The 20,768-nt window shown below is 49.1% G+C and carries 16 protein-coding genes and 4 pseudogenes; 10 read left to right on the top strand and 10 right to left on the bottom strand.

All coding sequences use genetic code 11. The features are described 5' to 3' along the window. Positions 1-23 precede the first annotated feature (23 nt). Positions 24-1,507: pseudogene (tnpC, locus tag P6574_RS09020) on the top strand (IS66 family transposase). A 12-nt stretch (positions 1,508-1,519) separates the two neighbouring features. On the opposite strand, the gene P6574_RS09015 reads toward tnpC, so the two are convergent. Both P6574_RS09015 and P6574_RS09010 read right to left on the bottom strand, forming a co-directional pair. After that, entirely contained in the window at positions 1,520-1,846 is a 327-nt protein-coding gene (locus P6574_RS09015; RefSeq protein WP_310619995.1) for a transposase, read from the bottom strand. An 89-nt stretch (positions 1,847-1,935) separates the two neighbouring features. After that, a complete protein-coding gene (locus tag P6574_RS09010) occupies positions 1,936-3,003 on the bottom strand; it encodes an AraC family transcriptional regulator (protein WP_310619994.1) in 1,068 nt (355 codons plus the stop codon). 254 nt (positions 3,004-3,257) lie between these two features. On the opposite strand from P6574_RS09010, the gene P6574_RS09005 reads away from it, so the two are divergent. Further along, positions 3,258-3,833, top strand: coding sequence for a hypothetical protein (locus P6574_RS09005; RefSeq protein ID WP_310619993.1), 576 nt, complete (start codon positions 3,258-3,260; stop codon positions 3,831-3,833). 126 nt (positions 3,834-3,959) lie between these two features. Here P6574_RS09005 and P6574_RS09000 read toward each other — a convergent pair whose 3' ends face one another. Next, positions 3,960-4,127, bottom strand: a complete 168-nt coding sequence (locus P6574_RS09000) for a hypothetical protein (protein ID WP_310619992.1) — start codon at positions 4,125-4,127, stop codon at positions 3,960-3,962. Between the two features lie 115 nt (positions 4,128-4,242). Between P6574_RS09000 and P6574_RS08995 the strand changes: the two are divergent. After that, a pseudogene (locus tag P6574_RS08995) lies at positions 4,243-5,189 on the top strand (IS3 family transposase); the annotation flags it as partial. A gap of 114 nt (positions 5,190-5,303) precedes the next feature. On the opposite strand, the gene P6574_RS08990 reads toward P6574_RS08995, so the two are convergent. Next, a complete protein-coding gene (locus tag P6574_RS08990; RefSeq protein WP_310619991.1) occupies positions 5,304-6,527 on the bottom strand; it encodes a PleD family two-component system response regulator in 1,224 nt (407 codons plus the stop codon). 403 nt (positions 6,528-6,930) lie between these two features. Here P6574_RS08990 and P6574_RS08985 point away from each other — a divergent pair, with 403 nt between their 5' ends. Both P6574_RS08985 and P6574_RS08980 read left to right on the top strand, forming a co-directional pair. After that, a complete protein-coding gene (locus P6574_RS08985) occupies positions 6,931-7,206 on the top strand; it encodes a transposase (RefSeq protein WP_405048137.1) in 276 nt (91 codons plus the stop codon). Between the two features lie 59 nt (positions 7,207-7,265). Further along, a pseudogene (locus P6574_RS08980) lies at positions 7,266-8,098 on the top strand (IS3 family transposase); the annotation flags it as partial. Positions 8,099-8,118: 20 nt separating this feature from the next. Here P6574_RS08980 and P6574_RS08975 read toward each other — a convergent pair. Beyond that, positions 8,119-9,375, bottom strand: a pseudogene (locus P6574_RS08975) (IS256 family transposase). A 133-nt stretch (positions 9,376-9,508) separates the two neighbouring features. Between P6574_RS08975 and P6574_RS08970 the strand changes: the two are divergent. The 4 genes from P6574_RS08970 to P6574_RS08955 all read left to right on the top strand — a co-directional run bounded on the left by P6574_RS08970 (position 9,509) and on the right by P6574_RS08955 (position 13,931). Then, entirely contained in the window at positions 9,509-10,534 is a 1,026-nt protein-coding gene (locus P6574_RS08970; RefSeq protein WP_310622113.1) for an IS110 family RNA-guided transposase, read from the top strand. A gap of 562 nt (positions 10,535-11,096) precedes the next feature. Further along, positions 11,097-11,249, top strand: coding sequence for a hypothetical protein (locus P6574_RS08965; protein ID WP_310619990.1), 153 nt, complete (start codon positions 11,097-11,099; stop codon positions 11,247-11,249). A 319-nt stretch (positions 11,250-11,568) separates the two neighbouring features. Next, positions 11,569-12,669: a PLP-dependent cysteine synthase family protein gene (locus P6574_RS08960; protein WP_310619989.1), complete on the top strand. Its 1,101-nt coding sequence runs from the start codon at positions 11,569-11,571 to the stop codon at positions 12,667-12,669. A 239-nt stretch (positions 12,670-12,908) separates the two neighbouring features. Continuing rightward, complete coding sequence (locus P6574_RS08955) at positions 12,909-13,931, top strand: IS110 family RNA-guided transposase (protein ID WP_310619988.1); 1,023 nt, start codon at positions 12,909-12,911, stop codon at positions 13,929-13,931. 375 nt (positions 13,932-14,306) lie between these two features. Here the strand turns inward: P6574_RS08955 and P6574_RS08950 are convergent, their stop codons facing one another. Beyond that, positions 14,307-17,000, bottom strand: coding sequence for a DUF2339 domain-containing protein (locus tag P6574_RS08950; protein WP_310619987.1), 2,694 nt, complete (start codon positions 16,998-17,000; stop codon positions 14,307-14,309). 429 nt (positions 17,001-17,429) lie between these two features. Between P6574_RS08950 and P6574_RS08945 the strand changes: the two genes are divergently transcribed. Next, a complete protein-coding gene (locus tag P6574_RS08945; protein WP_310619986.1) occupies positions 17,430-18,440 on the top strand; it encodes an IS481 family transposase in 1,011 nt (336 codons plus the stop codon). Here P6574_RS08945 and P6574_RS08940 read toward each other — a convergent pair. From P6574_RS08940 to P6574_RS08925, 4 genes are all read right to left on the bottom strand, one after another. Further along, positions 18,432-19,390 (bottom strand): IS630 family transposase gene (locus tag P6574_RS08940; RefSeq protein WP_310619020.1). Its coding sequence is split into 2 segments (ribosomal slippage): positions 18,432-19,046 and positions 19,049-19,390, totalling 957 coding nucleotides; the frame shifts between segments, so codons are not numbered across the junction. The two genes, P6574_RS08945 and P6574_RS08940, sit on opposite strands and share 9 nt — an antisense overlap. A gap of 33 nt (positions 19,391-19,423) precedes the next feature. Next, on the bottom strand, positions 19,424-19,663 hold the full coding sequence (locus P6574_RS08935) for a hypothetical protein (protein ID WP_310619985.1): 240 nt from the start codon (positions 19,661-19,663) through the stop codon (positions 19,424-19,426). A 29-nt stretch (positions 19,664-19,692) separates the two neighbouring features. Further along, entirely contained in the window at positions 19,693-20,298 is a 606-nt protein-coding gene (locus P6574_RS08930; protein ID WP_310619984.1) for an IS630 family transposase, read from the bottom strand. After that, positions 20,270-20,647, bottom strand: coding sequence for a helix-turn-helix domain-containing protein (locus tag P6574_RS08925; RefSeq protein WP_310619983.1), 378 nt, complete (start codon positions 20,645-20,647; stop codon positions 20,270-20,272). Before P6574_RS08925 ends, P6574_RS08930 begins: the two co-directional genes overlap by 29 nt. Between the last annotated feature and the right edge of the window lie 121 nt (positions 20,648-20,768).

Raw genomic sequence — 20,768 nt, 5'->3', positions numbered from 1 at the left:
GGCCAATATGGTAAAAGCATTACATGCTTGTGAACCTTCAAAATCTCCCGGATAGCGCTGCTGAACTCAAAGGCCTTGTCACGCTTTTGGGAGAAGAGGTAAAGGCGCTGACTTTGAAGGTTGCGCAGCTGCAGCAGCAACTGCATGGCGCCAATCGCCACCGGTTTGGCACCCGTTCGGAAAATCTTGAGCAACTGTTGCTCTCCTTGGGAAAGCAGGACGTTGTTGGGGCCAGTGACACAGTGGCCGACACAAGCCCAAACGGAAAACCTTGCCCAAAAGCCTGCCGCGGAGCACGGAAGTTCTGGAGGTGGGGGATGCGTGCACTGCGTGTGGTGGTGCACTCAAAACCGTGGGAGAAGATGTTACCGAGGAGCTGGATTATATCCCCGGCCGGTTTGTGGTGCGGCAGTTTGTACGTCCTCGTAAAGCCTGTGCGTGTTGTGAGACATTTGCTCAAGCATCTCTCCCCCCGCGTCCGATTGAACGCGGACGGCCTGGTCCCGGACTTCTGGCACATGTTCTTGTCAGCAAATTTTGCGATCACCTTCCCTTATATCGTCAATCTCAGATATATGCGCGTGAGGGGCTGGACCTTAGCCGCTCCACACTGGCAGGTTGGGTTGGGAAATCCACCGCTTTGCTTAAGCCGCTGGCGGACGCCATTGCCAAGCATGTGCGTCAGGGACAGGCCTTGTTTGCCGATGATACCCCGGTCAAGCTACAGGCCCCGGGGAACAAGAAAACCAAAACCGCCAGAGTGTGGGCGTATGTGCGTGATGAAAGACCATGGACAGGGCCCGCCCCGCCGGCAGCTGACTACCGGTTCACTCTAGATCGGAAAGGCGAACACCCGGAAACGCATTTGAAAGACTATGAAGGATTTGTCCATGCCGATGGTTATGCAGGCTTTAATGCTCTGTTTGCAGCGCAGATGACACAGGAGATGGCCTGTATGGCCCACATCCGCCGCAAATTCGTCGAGATTTATCAGGCCACAGGTTCGGCCATCGCTCAAGAAGTGATCTTGCGGATTGCCAAGCTTTATGCAATCGAAAAGACGGTGCGCGGCCAACCAGCGGAGGTGCGCCAGAGTGCCCGACAACGGGAGGCAAAACCCATTTTAGAAAGTTTGGAAAGCTGGCTGCACGCGCAGTTACCAAAGATCTCGGGTAAGTCACCGCTGGCCAAAGCCATGCGCTATGCTTTGACCCGTCTCCCTAAGGTCAAACCCTATCTTGATCATGGTTTTGTGGAGCTGGACAATAACAGCTGTGAGCGGGCGATCAAGCCTGTGGCTCTTGGCCGACGCAACTGGACCTTTGCCGGATCGCAAAAGGGGGGAGAGGCGATGGCCATCGCTTACACCCTCATTGAAACTGCAAAACTCAACGGCGTGGATCCACAGGCGTGGCTGAGCTGGGTGCTGGAGCGTATTGCGGGTCACAAAATCAATCGCATCAACGAGTTGCTGCCGTGGAACTATACTCCGCAAAGCGGAGTATAGTGGGCCTAGTTTCTAGAGAAAGGTCGGGTTTACCAACCGCTCACAAACCAGCTTCATAAGGGTGAAGATAGAACGCATAAACCCCTGCGTTTGACGCAGGGCAAGACCAAAAACAGAGCGTGCCCTCAAACAGGTTTCTATGGCCAGATCTGAGAATGTGCTAGGTCGGCCGCGGCGCTTGACAGCTGGAGCCAACCAGCTGTTTGCAACGCTGGCATCAACCCAAATGGCAATATCCCCACGACGACGCAAGCTCTCATTATAGTGGGCCCAGTTGGTGACTTTGAGTTGGGCTTTGCTAAACTTGTGACGCCGATCATTTAAGTGTTTAAAGGGCATAAATATCGCTTCGATCAAAGAAAGTTTGACAAACCTATAGTCACCTTACTGAATATTGCAACAACGCCCAAAAAAATAGAGCAGGTGCGTTACATTGATCGGATCCACTCTTCATAGCTTCTGTCTAAAGCACCCTCAATGTTTATGTTTTTTTGTTCGATGTCGGCGTAAGAGTTTCTAGCATCACTGGGAGTGATTCCGAACTGACGCTTGAAGGCTTTACAAAAGCCTGCTTCGGTTTTGTAACCGACTTCATTTGCTATGTCGTAGATTTTTTGCCGTATATTACGAGGATCACTTAGAAGCTTTGCCGCATGGTCTAACCGTCTTTTACGAATAAAGCTCTCTACCCCTCCACAATCTTCAAGGAAGCGATAAAGGGTAGCCCTAGACATACCCATTTGTCCTGAAACCAAGAGTGTACTGAGATTGTGGTTGCTAAGGTTTCTATCAATCAGATCTGTTAGTCTATGCTTGAACGTACTCTTAAGTGCGGTCAGTTGCGCGGGATTATCCCAATTTAGCGTTGAATTGATACATGCTGAGACCAAGGAAAGGGTTGCAGGTAACAGCAGCTGGGCTTCTGATACACTTAAATCTGTCCTTAGACGGTCTAGAGTTAAGACATGATCATAAAGAGCTAGTGTCAAAGAGCTATCCGGATAAAATATCTTCATGTGATAATTGTGGGAAATGTCAATATATTGTGAGAGTAGAAGTTTTGGAATTATCAAGACAATTGTTTCAGCGTGCGTGGTAATTGATGTTACTTCCTGAGATAAGTCAAAGACCAGTATTCCTCTTCTTGGCAGAACTAAGTAATCACCTTTTTTCTGCCATGTATGTTCCCCGGTGACGTAAAACTGGAACATCAGATGATCCAGTCCGTCTGTAGCTGCCTTTAACTTTGTTCGCACCCATGTTTGACCAGGGCACCGTGTTCGAGCAAAGAGCATGCAGTTAAACCACGTTGAGCTGATGCAGGCATTGAACCCATCTTCTTTAAAGGCTTGAGGGGTAGCCGTTTCAAAAATACATGAAATACTAGTTTGCCAGATGTCGTATTGCTCGCTTTTGGCGACAACAGATGTATTAAAGGTTGAGTGTGTGAGTTTTCTGTCCCGAGGCACAACTTCGTGATCAATTAATATAGACACGACCGAAACTCCCTAGCTACGCCCATTGCAGTCTTAGTAAGTCCATAGATCAGCGTGTTAACTGTGCAGTGATTGAGAGTTATTTTGCAAGATCAAATTGAGGAATAATATTTTGAGATACTGAGACAATAATTTGAGACGTGTGATTATCTCATTTCGCAATCATTAGATATAAAATAGACCTATACAGGCTGCGGGACCGTGCGGCGCCCGTTGCAAACCAGCACAAGAATTAACAGGAGCATAGTATTGGCATGTCTGGTTTACTGAATTTGCTGCGTGTTGGCGATGACATGAGATCCCTCATTCCGATCCGAAACCGGGGCGACAGGCCGGACGGGAGAGGTCGTAGTATATGGCGGATCAACAAAAAGCTCTTCCATGGGTCGTATCAGTACTTAGACTGGCGCGAGAATGTCATCACCTACACGGACATCAATCCGAGTTTAAAAAATACCATTTCGGGAGAGTTTACCGGGTGCTGGTTTTGTGAATTCACCACCGGAGGGCAGCGCTGCATCGCGCATCTAGGGACGTCATCCGATGATATACCCGGGGCTTTGCTGGTGAAAGCCGCCTGGAACCAACAGGTAAACAACAACAATTTCCAAAATGTGCGGGGCATCAATCCGTCAAGGTATTTACTTGAACATCATCGCGGGTCTTATAAAAGCAACCCGAGAGTTTACTGTGGCTTTGGGCAGAACCAAGTCCACTTTATTCTCGTTGGCAGAAATAGCCACATAATCGAAAAAATTATCAAAAAAAAATTTACAAACATAACCTCAAATACATACTATAAAACCCAAGGTATTATTTACCACAGGTAATACCAATCCTCATACATTATGACCCATGGGCCCATTTTCGCATGCCGATTGAGGTTATTCTCTCTGGTTGGTTGATAAGTTTATTCCATGCTTCACAACACTGACTTGTAGAAACGCTAACCGGAACTAAGGCTGCTGGTTTAGGGTCATCAACGGTAGGTTTTGGGGAAGGGTTGTAACGTTGGTCCATAAGCCAATTATATAGACGCCCCTTGTTAAGCCCGTTCTGCGGGCAATATGGGTGACAGATTCAGGAGACGACAAAGCCTCCTCACAAACGGTGCGCTTATCCATCGCTCCAATACGTCTTGTTTCTCTTGCTTATGAGTCCAGTCCCGCATAATTAGATCAGGCAGAACTTGAACCACGAATTACAACAGCGTTAGGTCGGTCAGGCCGCGCGCTTACGAAGCGACTGCAGAAAGAAAATGAGCGGTTACGCCGTGCGGTCTCTGATCTGACATTGGACAAGCTGATCCTTAGGGAGGCTGCAAAGGGAAACTTCTAAGCCCCGCTCGTCGCCGGGCCTGCATCAATCATGTTCGCACTCAGATAAAGGTATCCGAACGGCGTGTTTGTCGTGTTCTTGGTCAGCATCGCTCCACACAGCGTCGCTTCCCCAAAGGGCGAGCGGATGAAAGCCAGCTGGTCGCGGATATGATTGAACTGGCCCGTCAATATGGTCGCTACGGCTATCGCCGGATTGCTGCTTTGCTTCGAGAAGCGGGTTGGCAAGTGAACGACAAACGTGTCGAGCGCCTTTGGAGACGAGAGGGGCTGAAAGTTCCCATGAAGCAACCGAAAAAGGGGCGGCTCTGGCTCAATGATGGGTCTTGCACACGTCTCCGGCCACAGTATCGCAATCACGTGTGGTCCTATGACTTTGTCCACCATCGAACCGAAGATGGCAGGGCATTCAGAACGTTGAATATTTTGGATGAGTATACGCGTGAATGCCTTGCTATTCGGGTGAAGCGAAAGCTGAACTCGAACGAGGTCATCGATGTGCTGACGGATCTGTTCATTGTGCGCGGGCCACCTGCCTATATTCGTTCAGATAACGGCCCTGAGTTCGTTGCTGAGGCGGTTCAAAAGTGGATCAAAGCCGTCGGAGCCCAAACAGCCTACATTGAGCCAGGCTCGCCATGGGAAAACGGATATTGCGAGAGTTTCAATGGGCGAATGCGTGATGAATTATTGAACGGAGAAATCTTCTACTCCCTACGTGAAGCCCAAATAATCATAGAAAACTGGAGGAAACACTACAATACCAAACGACCGCATAGTGCTCTGGGTTACCGCCCGCCGGTTCCGGAAGTCATTATTCCGATGGACCAAAGACCAACCATACACTAACTTTCAAAGCGGACCAATCAAACGGGGCTGCTCAATATAAAAAGCACAAGCTGCTTTAACTTTAGTTAGCAACACTGGAGCAGTGAAACATCCTACTTTGCTCCACTGAGTAAGTTACGTTCCTAATCCAGTCGTGCGTACCATTACCATTATTCTATTGGAAAGTTGATCTAGGCCTTTTTTCGTACGCAGAACAGCGACAGGGCCATATCCTTCCACATTGGCCACGAAATCCTCGTCCCGGCAAACAGCCAAAGCGATTGATAAAACTGTACCTGACCATGCTTCCTGATTTTTGCGCATTATTTCTTGGTCTGTACCGGTAAAGCGACCAATTAGGTCCAGTAGTTCAAGCTCAAAAACAGCCTCCCCACGTCGGCTTGTAGACTCTTCTAAAAGAGAGAGGTAAGAATTATATATATCTACTGATACGATACCTTGCGTATTGTTTCTTGATAGCCATTTGCTTGAAACCGTTAGGATAGTATCAATCAACCGTTGCCTTCTTCCTGCCCGCAACGCCGAATATAGATGGCTGAGAATAGTTCTGGAGCTGAGTTGTCCAACAAAAACGTCAGTAGCACCCGCATTATATAAGGCTCTAGCTTCTGCTGGAGTGTCAGCTTGAGCTAAAATAGGAATATTTAAGTAACGAGGATCAGACCGTATGCTAATGAGCTCATCCACAGACTCCCAAATAGGCTTATCTAAAATAACAGCATCGAAGTGATATTGGGTGAGATAGCATTCCACAAGTCGTGGCGTATGTGCCTTAACTACTTCCAGTTTAAGCATTCTTTGTTTATTCAGGTCTACAAAACTGCGGCCTGAACCAGAAATGAGCAATCGTTGAAGCTTAGAAGTAAAAAACGCTCTCCTGTAGTCAGGAAGCGAGCCAAAGAGCCTTCTACGGACACGCGCTTCCTCTGATCTGTTGGTAAGGCGTTTTAAACCCGCAATACGTGGGATCAGAACATCTGGCGAAACTGCATCGGACATTGCTGCGGTCGGCCTTAATTCAAGAGGAACAGGAGCGTTCCCAGAAGTAATCACTAGTAAAGGCACCTCGCCCTGCACTATTTGTCGAAATTTTTTTATAGAACTCGACATCTTCTGCAAATCAAAGTGATTAAGCTCCAAGATGGGCAAAACTATGCAAACAGGTAGTGTACTAGTATACCATAATTCATCTTGTAGTTGGTCAAAATTCTCTATGATTGTAAGGCGGTCAGATATTTCCACTAGCGGTGAAAGCATATCATATATCTGCCCTCTTGAAGGAGCAACTAGAAGAATTTTTCCGGAAGTTCTGTTTATTTTTGCTTCAGCGTTCATCATAGGAATGTGTGTCATTGATACGGCTCACGAACCGTGACAGCTCAAAATTTCCCTTAGAAAATAGCGGGGCTCTATATGTAGATCGACATATTACAACAACCGATATGGATATTTTAAAAAATAAATATCCATACATTTGCACTCATTTTCCCGGCTTGGAATAGAACACTGTAATACACCTACCGCACCGAATTAAAAAACCACAAAAACCTCTGAACTAGAAGTTTATATAATATATTTAAAAAGTAAACAACAAAAAAATCCATTAAATACTTGTTGTTTTCATCAAGCAACTTAATGCGCTACTTAAAATATCATTATAAATTCGAAGGTCATTATGGTCAGGATCCATTACGTTAATTTAAGTACTTTGAGTGTCTATCATTATTTATAAGCTGCAGTCATAGGTGACTTATTCCTCTTATCTGAAGCTTCTATGGCTCCAATCTCGCCTTGCTTTCCCCGCTCTCGCGGTCAGGCAAAAGTAGATGACAGACGCGTTCTATCGGGTATAGTTTTTGTGCTCAAAAATGACCTGCACTGGCGGGATGCTCCCAGCGAGTACGGCCCTATACAACCCTTTACAATCGTTTTGTACGCTCGAACTCGATGGGGATCTATGAAAAAAACTTTGCCGAACTTGCCGCAATGGGCTGTGAGTTTAGAGTATCCGTCTTGATCTGAGCCTCCCCCAAAGAAGTGGTTCACGTTTATGATTGGGAAAACGGAGGACTCGATATGGGAATCAAGAGACCAAAGCCAGAAGAGATTGTCGTTAAATTGTGGCAGGTTGAAGTTCTGACGGGACAAGGGATGTCGCACGTAGATGCGATCGGCCAGATAGGTGTTCCTGAACAAACCTATTACCGTTGGAGGAAGAAGTACGGTGGCATGGGTACAGAACAACTCAAGGAACTGAAGCGGTTGCAGAAAGAAAATGAGCGGTTACGCCGTGCAGTCTCGGATCTGACACTGGATAAGCTGATCTTGAAGGAGGCTGCAAAGGGAAACTTCTAAGCCCCGCTCGTCGCCGGGTCTGCATCAATCATGTTCGCACTCAAATAAAGGTATCCGAACGGCGCGTATGCCGCGCTCTTGGCCAGCATCGCTCCACACAGCGTCGCTTCCCCAAAGGGCGAGCGGATGAAGATCAGCTGGTTGCAGATATGATTGAGCTGGCACGCCAATATGGCCGTTACGGTTACCGTCGCATTGCCGCTTTGCTCCGAGAGGCTGGATGGCAAGTGAACGATAAACGTGTTGAACGTCTGTGGCGACGAGAGGGGTTGAAGGTTCGCATGAAGCAACCGAAACAGGGGCGGCTCTGGCTCAATGATGGGTCTTGCATACGTCTCCGGCCACAGTATCGCAATCACGTGTGGTCCTATGACTTTGTCCATCATCGAACTGATGATGGCAGGGCATTGAGAACGTTGAATATTTTGGATGAGTATACGCGTGAATGCCTTGCTATTCGGGTGAAGCGAAAGCTGACTGCGAGCGAAGTCATCGATGCGCTGACGGACCTGTTTATCCTGCGCGACATACCTGCCTATATGGTAGTGTCAAATATCTTTCGCACTTTTTGCTTTCAAGCAACGGCTCCGGTTTGATCCTCGATGTTTTCGAAGAGTGGCTTCATGTTCATGTATCGTTTTGTGGCCCATGTGGATCCTGCGATGTGTCTTAATCTGGCGGCCGCCAGATTAAGACAGGACTTTCCGTCTGGAAACGCCCCAACCACACGGGTTCTGCGTCGAATCTCCCGCATGATACGCTCCAACGGATTATTGGTCCTGATCTTGCGCCAGTGGCTGTCAGGGAAGGCATAAAAACTCAGCGTCTCCCCGATATGGGTTTCGATCAGTTCTGCCGCTTTGGTCATCTTGCGTGCTCGCAAAGCAGCGATAACAGCCTCGGTTTTTTGTTGTGCTGCCGCACGACTTTCCTGCGCATGGATCGCCTTGAGCATATGGCTTACCTCCCGAACTCTGGTAGAGGGTAGTTAAGAAAATACATTACGGTAGCGAGAAGGAGCTGAAAACGATCCAGTGAATCGTTTTCCCTTGGAGCGAACCATACAACGCTGCCAGCGGGCCTCAGGAAGGTACTCCTCAATGCTTTCAATCAATCCACGACAGGCATCAGAAATGATTAATTGAACGCCGGAAAGACCACGATCTATCAAATGGCGTAGAAATGACGACCAGCCGGACTTGTCTTCCTTGGCCCCTTCAACGATCCCAACAATCTCGCGGTATCCTTCTGTGTTAACCGCAGAAGCCACCAGCAATGAAACATTGCGAACCTCCCCAGCCCAGGTGCGCTTCATTACAATGCCGTCCAAATACAGATAGGGATGATCCCCCTCGATGGGGCGCTGGCACCATTGTTCGATCTTGGCGTAGATCTTCTTATTGAGATTGGAAACTGTACCTGGTGAGACTCGCGTCCCCCACAGGGCCTCGGTTATGTCTTCCACACGGCGCACCGAAACACCCGCCAGATACATCTCGATAAGCGCTTCCTCAACCGAGCTTTCCCGGCGCTGGTAACGCTCGATGATCGCCGTCTCAAAGGCTTGCTTACGCAGCTTTGGCATCTTCAGCTTAACCGGACCAGCCTTGGTGCGCAGGGAACGCTCATAACTACCAGCACGCGTATCCTGACGCCCTTCAGAGCGTTCATCGCGTCCAGCCCCACACAATCGGTCGGCTTCGGCATCCAGCATCGCATTCAAGGCCTCTTCAACCGTGCCGCGTACCATCTCGCCAAGATGATCCTTGATCCGGGCCTCATCAATGCGGATGACGTTGTTCAATTCCTTCTGCTTATCGGTCTCGTCCATAATCTGATCCCCTCATCCAGTGTGAGTGGAACCGAACTCAACAGCAAATGTGATGGAGTGGATGCCCCACCCGGCGGCATCGCAATGTGCCATATTTACGATTGAAGCAATCGAAGATTGGGAAGGGACATCCATGGCAGAGGTTAGCATTATAGGTTTAGATTTGGCAAAGCACAGTTTTCAAGCTCATGGTGCGGCACCAGACGGCAAGGTTTTATTTCGACGGAAATTGTCACGCGGGCAGATGTTACCGTTCTTTGCCAAACAAGAACCTTGTGTTGTGGCAATGGAAGCTTGCGCTACTGCCCATAGTTGGGGGCGAGAAATTCGCGCTCTGGGGCATGATGTTAAATTGATTCCCCCAATCTATGTGAAACCATTTGTAAAACGTCAAAAAAACGATGCAGCTGACGCGGAAGCCATTGCGGAAGCAGCGTCGCGCCCCACAATGCGTACGGTTCCGATAAAATCAAAGGATCAGCAAAGTCGCGCCGTGTTATTCCGTAGCCGCGATCTTTTTGTACGTCAACGTACTCAGTTGATCAACGCCTTGAGAGCTCATTTGGCTGAGTTTGGCTGCCTCGCACCAAGAAAGGCGATACACGTTAAGAAACTGGCTGAGGCTTTGAATGCTCCGAACAGTGACCTGCCTCCTGTGGTGCTTCAACTCGGTCAGATCTACCTGGAGCAAATTGCACTGCTCACAAACCGGATCCAGTCCCTGGAAAAGCAGCTTCGAATAGAAGCGAACCAGGACAAGGCTGCGCAAAGATTGCAAACCATGCCCGGAATAGGGCCGATAACGGCCATGGCGGTTACAGCATTTGCCCCATCAATGAGCACGTTCCGCCGAGGGCGGGACTTTGCCGCATGGCTGGGGCTTGTGCCAAAACAATATTCAACAGGGGGAAGGCAGATCTTGGGCCGAACCTCGAAAATGGGCCAGCGCGATATCCGAAGGCTTTTGATCATCGGAGCTATGGCACTCATTGGTGCTGCCCGGCGGACGGGGAGGCCAGAAAGCTTATGGCTTGGAAGAATGCTTGAAAGAAAACCAAGTATGGTGGTGGCTATCGCGCTTGCAAACAAAATGGCTCGTAGATTGTGGGCTATGTTGGTCAAAGATGAAGACTACCGAAACCTGTCCCCGGCTAAATAGGTGCTTCAGGACAGGTCCGTCGGGATGTGAGGAGGGCTTTGAGCAGTAAGGGTAAACGATCGACTAGATCCGACTTGGCATAACCAGTCTTTCGCACCGGGCAAAAAGCCCGCAAATGTGTATTGGAGCCAAGTTGCGTATCTCCATACCGGCCCGCGGCAAATGCAGCGCCGCACAACGAGGCCTGACAGATGACCGCAACCGATCACATGCCAAAATTGCTCGAAAAACAACTTGCAAAACACGGGGCATCCACAGATGCGAAAAATATTGTACGTTATCTCTGGGTCTGCCACTTGCCAATAGGTGCAGCGGCAAGTAGCCGTTTACCTCAATAGCAGCGCCCGCGCAGCGGCGTCCTATTGGTCTTAATATTTGACTCGTCAATGAATACCCGTCGTGCGGGCTGGCGTTGCATTAAGGGTTGGTGGTGCTGGCGTCATTCAGATCTAATGGCTTTGACATTGCTACGTTCTTTCTCCTATTCCAGTAGCGTTTTTTTATAGCTGAACCCAGCAGTACACAGCAGTTTGGACGGATTAGACGGGCTGGCAGATACGCTATGAGCAGTGATGAGCCATTTCGCCAGATTGGCCATGGTGATATCTGGCTGTACTTTCACCTTCGCAATCAAGGCGGTACGGAGCGGTGCAAATTTGCCTGCCCCCTTGGTCGCCGTTGTTTTGCGGGCGCAGGTGACCCCGTCGCCTTATAGGGGGCCACCACTCTCACCGCAGTTGACGGCGCAACTCCAAACTGTGCAGCGCCCGCCCAGCACGACTTTCCAGCTTCAAATCCTTTAACCAACCGCTCGCGCAAAATCTAATCCAAGTGCTTTTCCGATGACCCACCTCCTGTATCATAGGGAAACATTAGATGGACCATTACGAAAGTGACTGTTTCAGGCTTTAAGCCGAGGTTCGAGGTTATGGTTTCGCACTATGTAAACAGGTCTCTTAGTGCTTAACATTCTAGCTTATCAGGTACTCTTGTATTTGGTAATAATTCAGTACTTTAACTCTAGGAGTGAATGAATGCCCTCTTCGGTAATAGAACACCATGATTGGTCCAAGTGGGCAGTCGAGCGAATTATGGCGGACTATAATCGGTCTGCAGATACGCATCTTTTCCAAGTGGACCTACCAATCCTTAAGGGCATAGATGTGTATTTGAAGGATGAATCAACACATCCTACTGGTAGCCTCAAACACCGTTTGGCTCGCTCATTGTTTCTCTATGGGATTTGTAATGGTTGGATTAAGAAGGGGAAGCCGATTATAGAAGCCTCGTCGGGCTCAACGGCTGTATCTGAAGCTTATTTCTCCCGTTTAATTGGTCTTGAGTTTATAGCAGTGATGCCAGCTTCAACATCACAAATAAAGATCGACGCGATTGAGTTTTATGGCGGAATTTGTCATCTCGTAAATGATCCTACCGCAATTTCAAAGGTTTCCAATGAACTGGCAAAAGAGCGTGGTGGGCACTTTATAGATCAGTTCACCTTTGCAGAAAGGGCGACTGATTGGCGAGGCAACAACAATATTGCAGAAAGTATCTACCAACAAATGGAACAGGAGCCCTTTCCTATTCCTACTTGGATTGTAATGAGTGCTGGGACAGGTGGTACCTCAGCGACTATTGGAAGATATATCAGATACAATCGATCAAATACAAAACTTTGTGTCGTTGATCCGGAAAATTCTGTTTTCTATGATTGTTATTGTAAGCAGACACGTGAATTTGAAATCTCACATGGATCCAGAATAGAGGGTATTGGCCGTCCTCGCTGCGAGAAATCCTTCTTACCTTCTGTAATTGATCAGATGATGCGCATTCCAGATGCTGCGTCGATAGCTGCAATGCGTATTCTTGAGAAAATTTTGGGTAGAAGACCGGGAGGATCAACAGGAACCAATTTCTACGGTGTTTGCCTACTATCCCACCAAATGCTCTTGGACAATACGAAGGGATCTATCGTTTCTATCATGTGTGACGGTGGTGAAAGGTACAGCCACACTTATTACAATGATGACTGGTTGGTTTCACAGAATATTGATATAACTCCCTATATGGAACAGTTGGAAGAGTACTTGACAAGTGGAGTATGGCATCCAATCAAGTTGGGACTCCGTTGACACCACAGTAGTAACTCTCTTACTTGCGAAAGGTGGGGGGATAATCCCCCACCTTTGGTTCGTTCGATTCTGCGCGGTGTATCCCCTTTTTATGCAGGCTTGCCACAGTTCGGTGGGCCATCAAATGGGCTGCATCAATCATAAGAGTTTAGAGTGCGTTCGTAAGCGATGGGATGGACACCCCCTTTCAGGCTTTACTGTGCCAAAGTGGTGTCAGACCACTTGTATAGGAGGCGTCCATGAAAGAACTTTACATAGTAGGACTTGATCTGGCTAAGAATGTTTTTCAGGCACATGGTGCCGACAAGAGTGGAAAACCGATTTTCAGCAAAAAACTCTCCAGAGCAAAACTGTTGCCATTTTTAGAAAGCTTGCCCCCGACTGTTGTGGCTATGGAAGCTTGTGCGACCGCTCATTACTGGGCGCGGGAAATTAACCGCCTCGGCCATGAGGCAAAACTGGTTCCTCCCGTCTATGTGAAACCGTTTGTCAAACGGCAGAAAAATGATGCAGTAGATGCTGAGGCCATTGCGGAGGCAGCCTCCCGCGCAACCATGCGCTTTGTTGCCGTCAAAAGCAGTGAACAGCAGGGAGGCTGTATGGCTTTCAAAACCCGGGATCTGTTTGTGCGCCAGCGAACGCAAACGATTAATGCCTTGCGGGCGCATCTGGCAGAGCATGGTCTGCTTGCAGCAAAAGGGATTGTTCATCTCAAGGCATTGCGAGAACTGCTCCAAACAAAGGGGCAGGACCTGCCAGAAACGGTTGTGAGCTATAGTCATATGCTTCTCGATCAGATTGTGAGCCTGCAGGAGAAAATTGATGAGCTCCTGAAGGCTATCAACCGAACAACCGAAAAGGAGGAAGTTGCGACACGTTTGATGGCAGTTCCTGGTATCGGCCCGATCACCGCATCTGCCATTCTGGCGTTTGCGCCGCCGCCTGAAACCTTCACAAAGGGAAGAGATTTTTCTGCCTGGCTCGGTCTAACTCCCAAACAGTTTTCCAGTGGAGGTAAGGAGCGGTTGGGACGCACCTCCAAGATGGGACAAAGAGATATTCGGCGCCTTCTGATTACCGGGGCAATGGCAGTGGTCCGGTGGGCCAAGCTGCGCGGTGCCCGTGAGGGGGCATGGTTGCAACGGATGTTGGACCGTAAACCTTCTATGCTGGTGGCTGTCGCCCTTGCCAACAAGATGGCCCGTATTGTCTGGGCTTTATTGCAAACAAAAGAATCTTATCGGGAGGCTGCTATCGGCTGAAGATGGCAATGCTCCCTGATAAGCTATGTGAGCAGGACCGAAGAAGCTAAGGAAAATGGTCATTGAGACAGAACCGGAAAACCACTGCCGGACGGAGCACATTTAAAGTGCGCGTAAGCGAATTGGACCGGTTCGACGGATCTCCATAGGGGCCCGCGACGGAGTAAGGTCGCAAATAGAGGCCGAATATACGTCAGTGCCTGACCTCACCTTCCAAAGTTTCATAAATCACTGCTTGCATATCGGGGGTGTCCATATACGTCCGGCCTGACCCACCTAACGCCTTTGAGGTGGCAGTAACGGCAGGTCAGTTTGGTCGATGATTTTCCGTTCCAACTGTGATGGTCTTATTTGATGTTTCTTTTTCTACCGATGTTATGACTGTTCCGCTGGGGAGGTTGCGATGATTGGCTTCAGATAGTGCTGATGTATCCAGGCTATCGCACATAGCGTGAGACCAAGCCCGATGAAGGATGAGGCACGAGCTAGTCCATCCAAGCCAGACATATCCATCAAAAAAACTTTGCCGCAGGTGATCGCGATTAAAACGAGACCAGTTTGGGCCAAACGCAGGTGCTTTCGAAGAACCGCCGTCATAATGGCCACGGCAGAAGCCACAAGTAATGCGATGGTGTAGGAATACAATTCAGGCAATAAAATACCGGATTGAGTGAGTACATCGCCGTGCCAGAACCTCCGGATTTCAAGTCCCACATAAAGCGCAAGCAAAACGGCCGCACCTCCATAGGCGGCCAACTGTAAGCGTGCCGCAAGTGTTGCATGCGATATGAGGGGCCGTCCGCAGTGGATGAGCAACAGAACAAACCCTGCCGGAACAAGGTAGGCTAGTGCCAGGCTATCTAGAAGATACGGACCTTGCACCTTACCGCCATATAACGGATTCACCACGAACACTAAGGCCAGAGCCAGAACACTGGCCACACCAATATACGCCAAAGCGACACATCTACGGAACATCCGGAAAGAGGTTACGACTTTGAGGCGTTGGATCTGCACAACAGACAAAATGAATACGGGAAGTGCATAGAAGGCAATGGCCAGATGGTTAGACAATAGACCTTGTTGGCCAGTCATCCAGCGGCCGAGAAGCACCATCACATAAACGCTCAATACCGCCCAAAAGGAGGTTTCAAAACTGACAGCCTGACTGGAGCTCTGTGAGGTATTCGCCCGGTACCAACCGAGACTCAGAAGAACTAATGATCCCATGAAGAGCAAATGAACCGAGCTGGTGGCGGCGTCCAACGCCCCTGAAACCCCAGGGTCAATCAAGGCTCTTCCCAGATATATCGACAAAAACAACAAAAACAGCTTTGACGCTTGAACCACATTGATTTTCTTGGAGATTTCAGGAATTGCCACGGCAAGAGCTGCGAAGGCCAGTGTCAAACTGACCTCCTTCAAGCTTAGATACACTATTGCCCCCAATACCAGATAACTTGAGGTCGCTGCAAGCTCCACGCCGCGCTGAAACGAGGGGGTCATGGCTCGGAACCGACTTCCCATAACGGCCAAGACAGCGATCGCACCAAAGCAGAGCAAAACCCAATACTGCACGAGCAAGGGACTGATCTGCATCCATTGCCATAGGGCAGAAACAGCAATCAAAGGTGTGAGTGCCGCAGCTGTATACCAGCAGTGCGGGCGCGTCGATCGTGCCGCGCGCCAAAAACTTCCATGCACGCCAATGAGTGCCAAGACTGCGGTCAACGCCATAAACGCCCAAAAATTTTGTCCGTCAAAATTGCCGGCCGTTTGGAACGTCATAATGAGAACAAACGCCGCCACAAACACCGGCGCCAACAAATCCAGCCGCTGTGCTTGAGGAAGAGCGTAAATGGCAAGACCTGTCAACGCAACCAAACCAACACCATTATGAACGGCCAGAGAGGACATCGGCGGCAAACTCTCCAGTACCATCATGGCAACCGCAAGACCTGCCGCCGCATATATCAATAAAACGGGATAGTTTTTCGAAACGATCCAGAAATCAGGATCTGTAAATAGTGTTGATTGACGCGTTGTTGGCTTCACTCCCAGACCAATCTGGGCGGCCGTAAGGATGAGAATGCTTGCACACGCATATGGTAAAATATGCATCTGCGGCAGGAGACCGTGCAAAATCCAAACCCACCAAAAGCTCGATACAACGGCCAGTGCCGAAAGCCATATCCACTTTTGCACCCGCTCAATTGTCAAGGCGGCCAGCAACACCAGAAGGACATAAGGATACATTATCGCGGAAGGCGCGGAGCTTTCGACGAACACTGGCGTAAAATAGGCCCCGAGGACACCGACGGTTGCCACAACTGGCCCAAAGCGTAATCCAAGTCCTATGGCCAGCCATGACACGCCAGCAAATCCGGCGAACGCGGCCAACGGACCGATCAGCTCATACAACCAATAGGCGCCCATTACCACAGCGTAAAGCGTCGCGATCCCTGCGCCGGCCAGAGCGACGGGCACTTCAAACCAACTGGCAAGACCGGCAGTTTGTTGATAAAAATACTCTGCACTTACAAGAAGGCAAAGACCGAAAATAACACCAAAAATGATGCGCGTGAACGGTGAAAGCAAGCCGTTTTCTATGCCATATTGAACGATAAAAACGCCGCCTAGAGACAGAGACGTTGCCGCGAGCCAGACGAGCCAGTTTTGTCGCAAATTTCCAACTACGTGATTGTAAAACCGTGTTAGGAGCGGCGGAACAGGCGCGCGCTCGGGAGCAGACTTGGATTGTGGTGTCTGTGCGAATGCGGCGGCGGAGACGTTGATTTTGGCAGAGGTTGAACCGGTGTATGGGTCAGTTTGTACTGCCAAACTTATGTGTTCGGCGGTTCTTGATGCAGGCTCGCGCAAAGGTGTCTCATTTCGGGCGCCGGCTTTACGAAGAGCTTCAATTTTTTTCTCATACTCGCTCAAAGTCCGTTGAAGCAGAGCAAGCCTGCGTTCCGTTTTTGAAACGCGCACCAAAGCAATCCAAGCTAAAACTGGACCCATGACAATCATAAGGCTTGCAAACACACTTAGCGCGATAAAAACGGACATCCAACACCTAAATTAGCAACTTTGAAACGTGTATTGGTTATGAAGCACGTGAGCGTGCGGTATTCCCGACCTTTTTATAGAAACAGATCACACGAAACTCAACTATGTTGGGTATAGTTCCATGGCAACAGTTCATTAATACGGTTGATCAATTGGATAGGTAAATATATCATAAATTTGATGAGATAACTATTTACAATAAAGACGGTACCCGCACCCTTATATTTCCAAAATTCTAGGATACTGTCGTATGATACTGAAAAACCATACACCTGAAATTTTAAAACAGTACCAATCTGGCGTTGTTGCACAAATCTATCTCAGCTTACAGTTTGCCCTTACCCGTTGACATTCAGGTCGCATTATATGTTTAGTCCCGCGAGCAGATGGAATCGGTTTAACATTGACTTCATCATTTCGGGAGGACTTATGGGACAGGTATTACACGGCAGCGCCACGACCACTCACGCGGTTCGATCAGCCATACAAAAATCGGATGCAACCATCAAAGAGTTGAGCCGGCGTTATAACATCAATCCCAAAACAGTGATGAAGTGGAAACATCGCAATAGCGTGGAAGATCAACCTATGGGGCGGAAGAATCCCCGCTCCACAGTCCTGAGCGTGGCAGAAGAAGCGGCGTGTGTCGCTTTTCGCAAGCACTCTTTATTGCCACTCGATGACTGCCTTTACGCCCTGCAGGAAACGATCCCGCGTCTGACCCGCTCGTCCCTGCATCGCTTATTCCAGCGCCATGGGATTTCGCGCCTGCCACCACCGGATATGAAAGCGAACAAGAAACGCTTCAAAGCCTATCCAATTGGTTACTTTCATCTTGATATTGCTGAGGTTCGTACGCAAGAAGGCAAGCTCTATTTGTTCGTTGCCATTGACCGAACCTCAAAATTCGCCTTTGTCAAACTCTTTGAAAAAGCCACCAGAAGGATTGCCAGTACCTTTCTGCGGGCCCTTATTGAAGCGGTTCCCTACAAGATCCATACCGTGCTGACCGATAACGGCACCCAGTTCACTGACCCCAAAGGGTACAGCTGGAACGCCAGTGAGGTTCAACATTTGCTCACAACAGGCCAGTTGTTTCGTGCTCATGCATTTGTTCTGGCTTGTGCCCAAAATGACATTGACCACCGGCTTACCAAACCAGCCCATCCGTGGACAAATGGCCAGGTCGAGCGCATGAACAGAACCCTTAAAGAAGCAACCGTTCGGCGCTACTATTACCGCACACACAACGAACTAAGAGCCCATCTGGACACATTTATTCAGGCCTATAACTTCGCCAAACGCCTCAAGGCTCTCAAAGGACAAACACCCTTCGACTATATTACCAGACAATGGACACAAGAGTCGGACAGATTTATAAAACAACCACACCATCTGCTCGCGGGACTAAACAATTATAGTCTTGAGCCTTTATACTGAAACATATCCAGCTGCCTTGAAGTAATTCCAACACTCTTGGGGTGTGAACAGATCGCATATGTCACCCAGAGCCTTTATCAAGGTCTCAAAGGTTCTGGCTTTCATTCTGCGTAGGTGTGCTTTGAGCTTGGAAAACGCCATTTCGATAGGATTGAGATCAGGAGAATAGGGCGGCAGAAAAAGGAACCAACACCCGCTTTGTCTGAGGGCCCTTGCGGCTTCTGGAACTTTGTGTGTGGACAGGTTATCCAGAATGACCACCGTTTTAGGGTGCAAGCATGGAGCCAGTTGTGTCGTGATATAAGTGGTGAATGCCTTGCCATTCATGGCCCCGTCCAGAACCCAGGGCGCAATGAGTCCCTCGTGGGTCAAACCGGCGATAAAGGTCTGGTTCTGCCAGCGTCCAAACGGCGCTGTGTCAAGGGCTCGTTCCCCTTTAAAGGCTCGGCCTCGCAGCCGGGTTAAATTCGTTTTAACACTGGTTTCATCGAGAAACACCAGTCTCTCAGGCAGATCACGCATTATAGGCTGACGGGTGTGGCGCCATTCATCTCTGGCATTTTGTACATGGAGTTTGCCACGCTCGGTTGCCACCAACGATTTTTTTTATAGGTGTAGCCAAGACGGCGCAAAGCCTTGGAGACGGAAGTATGGTGAACCCTCACTCCCTCAGCCATGAAAAGTGCATCACATAACTCCATTAACGTGATATCTCCGTCTTGATTGACCAGCTCGCGCAAGAAGGAGAGGTAGGGCTCCAATTTTCCGCCTCCCTTTGGGCGCCCTGTCCTGACCGGGATTAAACTCTGCCCCTCCCGAACTTTACGGGCCAAGCGAGATCCTGATGCTGGAGAGATCAGCAGGCGGCGTGCTGCTTCACGCCCGCTCATCCCGGATAAAATGAGCCTTTTAAAGCGAAGGCGTAAATCAAGTGAAAGTGGCCGGCCCATGTGATCTCCTCCCTAAAAGGAGTGAATCACAAATCAACCTGATTGGGAATCTCCAATCGATTCAGCGTTGCGCCTCAGTGCTTTAATGCGCTCGAACGAGGGTCGTCCGAGTGCGGTCATTTTGTTAAGAACGACGACACCGACTTGCACCTCCGTTCTTTGATTTTCCAGCTTTCGTGATCTGAGTTTGTTGCCGATCACTTGTTTATAGCGGCCCATCAGGGTTTCTGCTCGCGCCCTTTGGCCGTAGCCCGTCTGCTTTTGCCAACGCATCCGGCCATTGGTTTTAGAGCGTGTCGCCTTTAATCGGGTTTATAACCAGCTGCATTGAAGAAGTTATAACATTCCTGTTCTGAGAATAGGTCGCATACTTGCCCGATAGCTTTCCATAAGTCGTCATAGCTACGGGCTGCAATTTTTCGAATAAGTGTTTTAAGTTTGGCAAACGCCATCTCGATGGGATTAAGGTCTGGACTGTAAGCAGGAAGAAACAGAAACCAAGCTCCAACAGCCTGCAAAGCTTTTGCCGCATTCGTGCTTTTGTGTGAGGATAGGTTGTCCAGAACAACGACATCTCCTTTTTTCAAAGTTGGGGTTAATTGCGTTTCCACATACCGTTCAAATCGCTGACGGTTCATGGGCGCATTTATGACCCAAGGCGCCTCTAGGCGGTCATGCCTGAGGGCGGCGATAAAGGTTTGCGTATTCCAGTTACCAAAAGGGGCGTGATCAAGAAGTCTCTCTCCTTTGGGTGCCCAGCCAGTTGTCTTGACCATATTGGTTTTGAGGCTGGTTTCATCAATAAACACAAGCCTATGCAAATGGCTCTTCATAAAAGGTTGGCGACGCGCAATCCAGACATGGCGCTCATGGCGGATATCAGCGCGCTTTTGCTCTGCGGCCAGCAAGTGTTTTTTTGTGTGTTAGCCCAAGGCGGTGCAAGAGCCGGCCAACAGACGAACGGTGCACCCTGATGGCGTGTTGCTCGAATAGCTCCAGAACCAATTCATCAAGGGTCAGTTCTCCTCTTTCCTGTAAGCGTTGCCGGACCCAATCCTTAACTCCACTCAATTTTCCGCGACCGGGATTACCTTGTCGTTTGGGCAGAAGAGAGCCTGTCTCACGTTTTAGACGGACCATGTCATTCACAAATTTAACAGAAACATGAAAATGTGCGGCCGTAGAACGATGACTATTCCCCTCTGCGACCATGCACACAACACGTTCTCGCAATTCAATTGGATGTGGTTTTCCCATGCTTGGCTCCCGTCTCACCGCAAAGACATGGAATCACAAATTACTGGTTTAGGGAATCCCGAATCTAGTCTGCGTCGACACGCTTGTCTTATGCTTTTTAGTGTCTTCTGCGAATATAGGC

Source organism: Pseudovibrio sp. M1P-2-3, from assembly GCF_031501865.1.
Lineage (GTDB): Bacteria > Pseudomonadota > Alphaproteobacteria > Rhizobiales > Stappiaceae > Pseudovibrio > Pseudovibrio corallicola.
The sequence above is the reverse complement of the archived record's forward strand: the minus strand, read 5'-3'. Positions and strand labels throughout refer to the sequence as shown.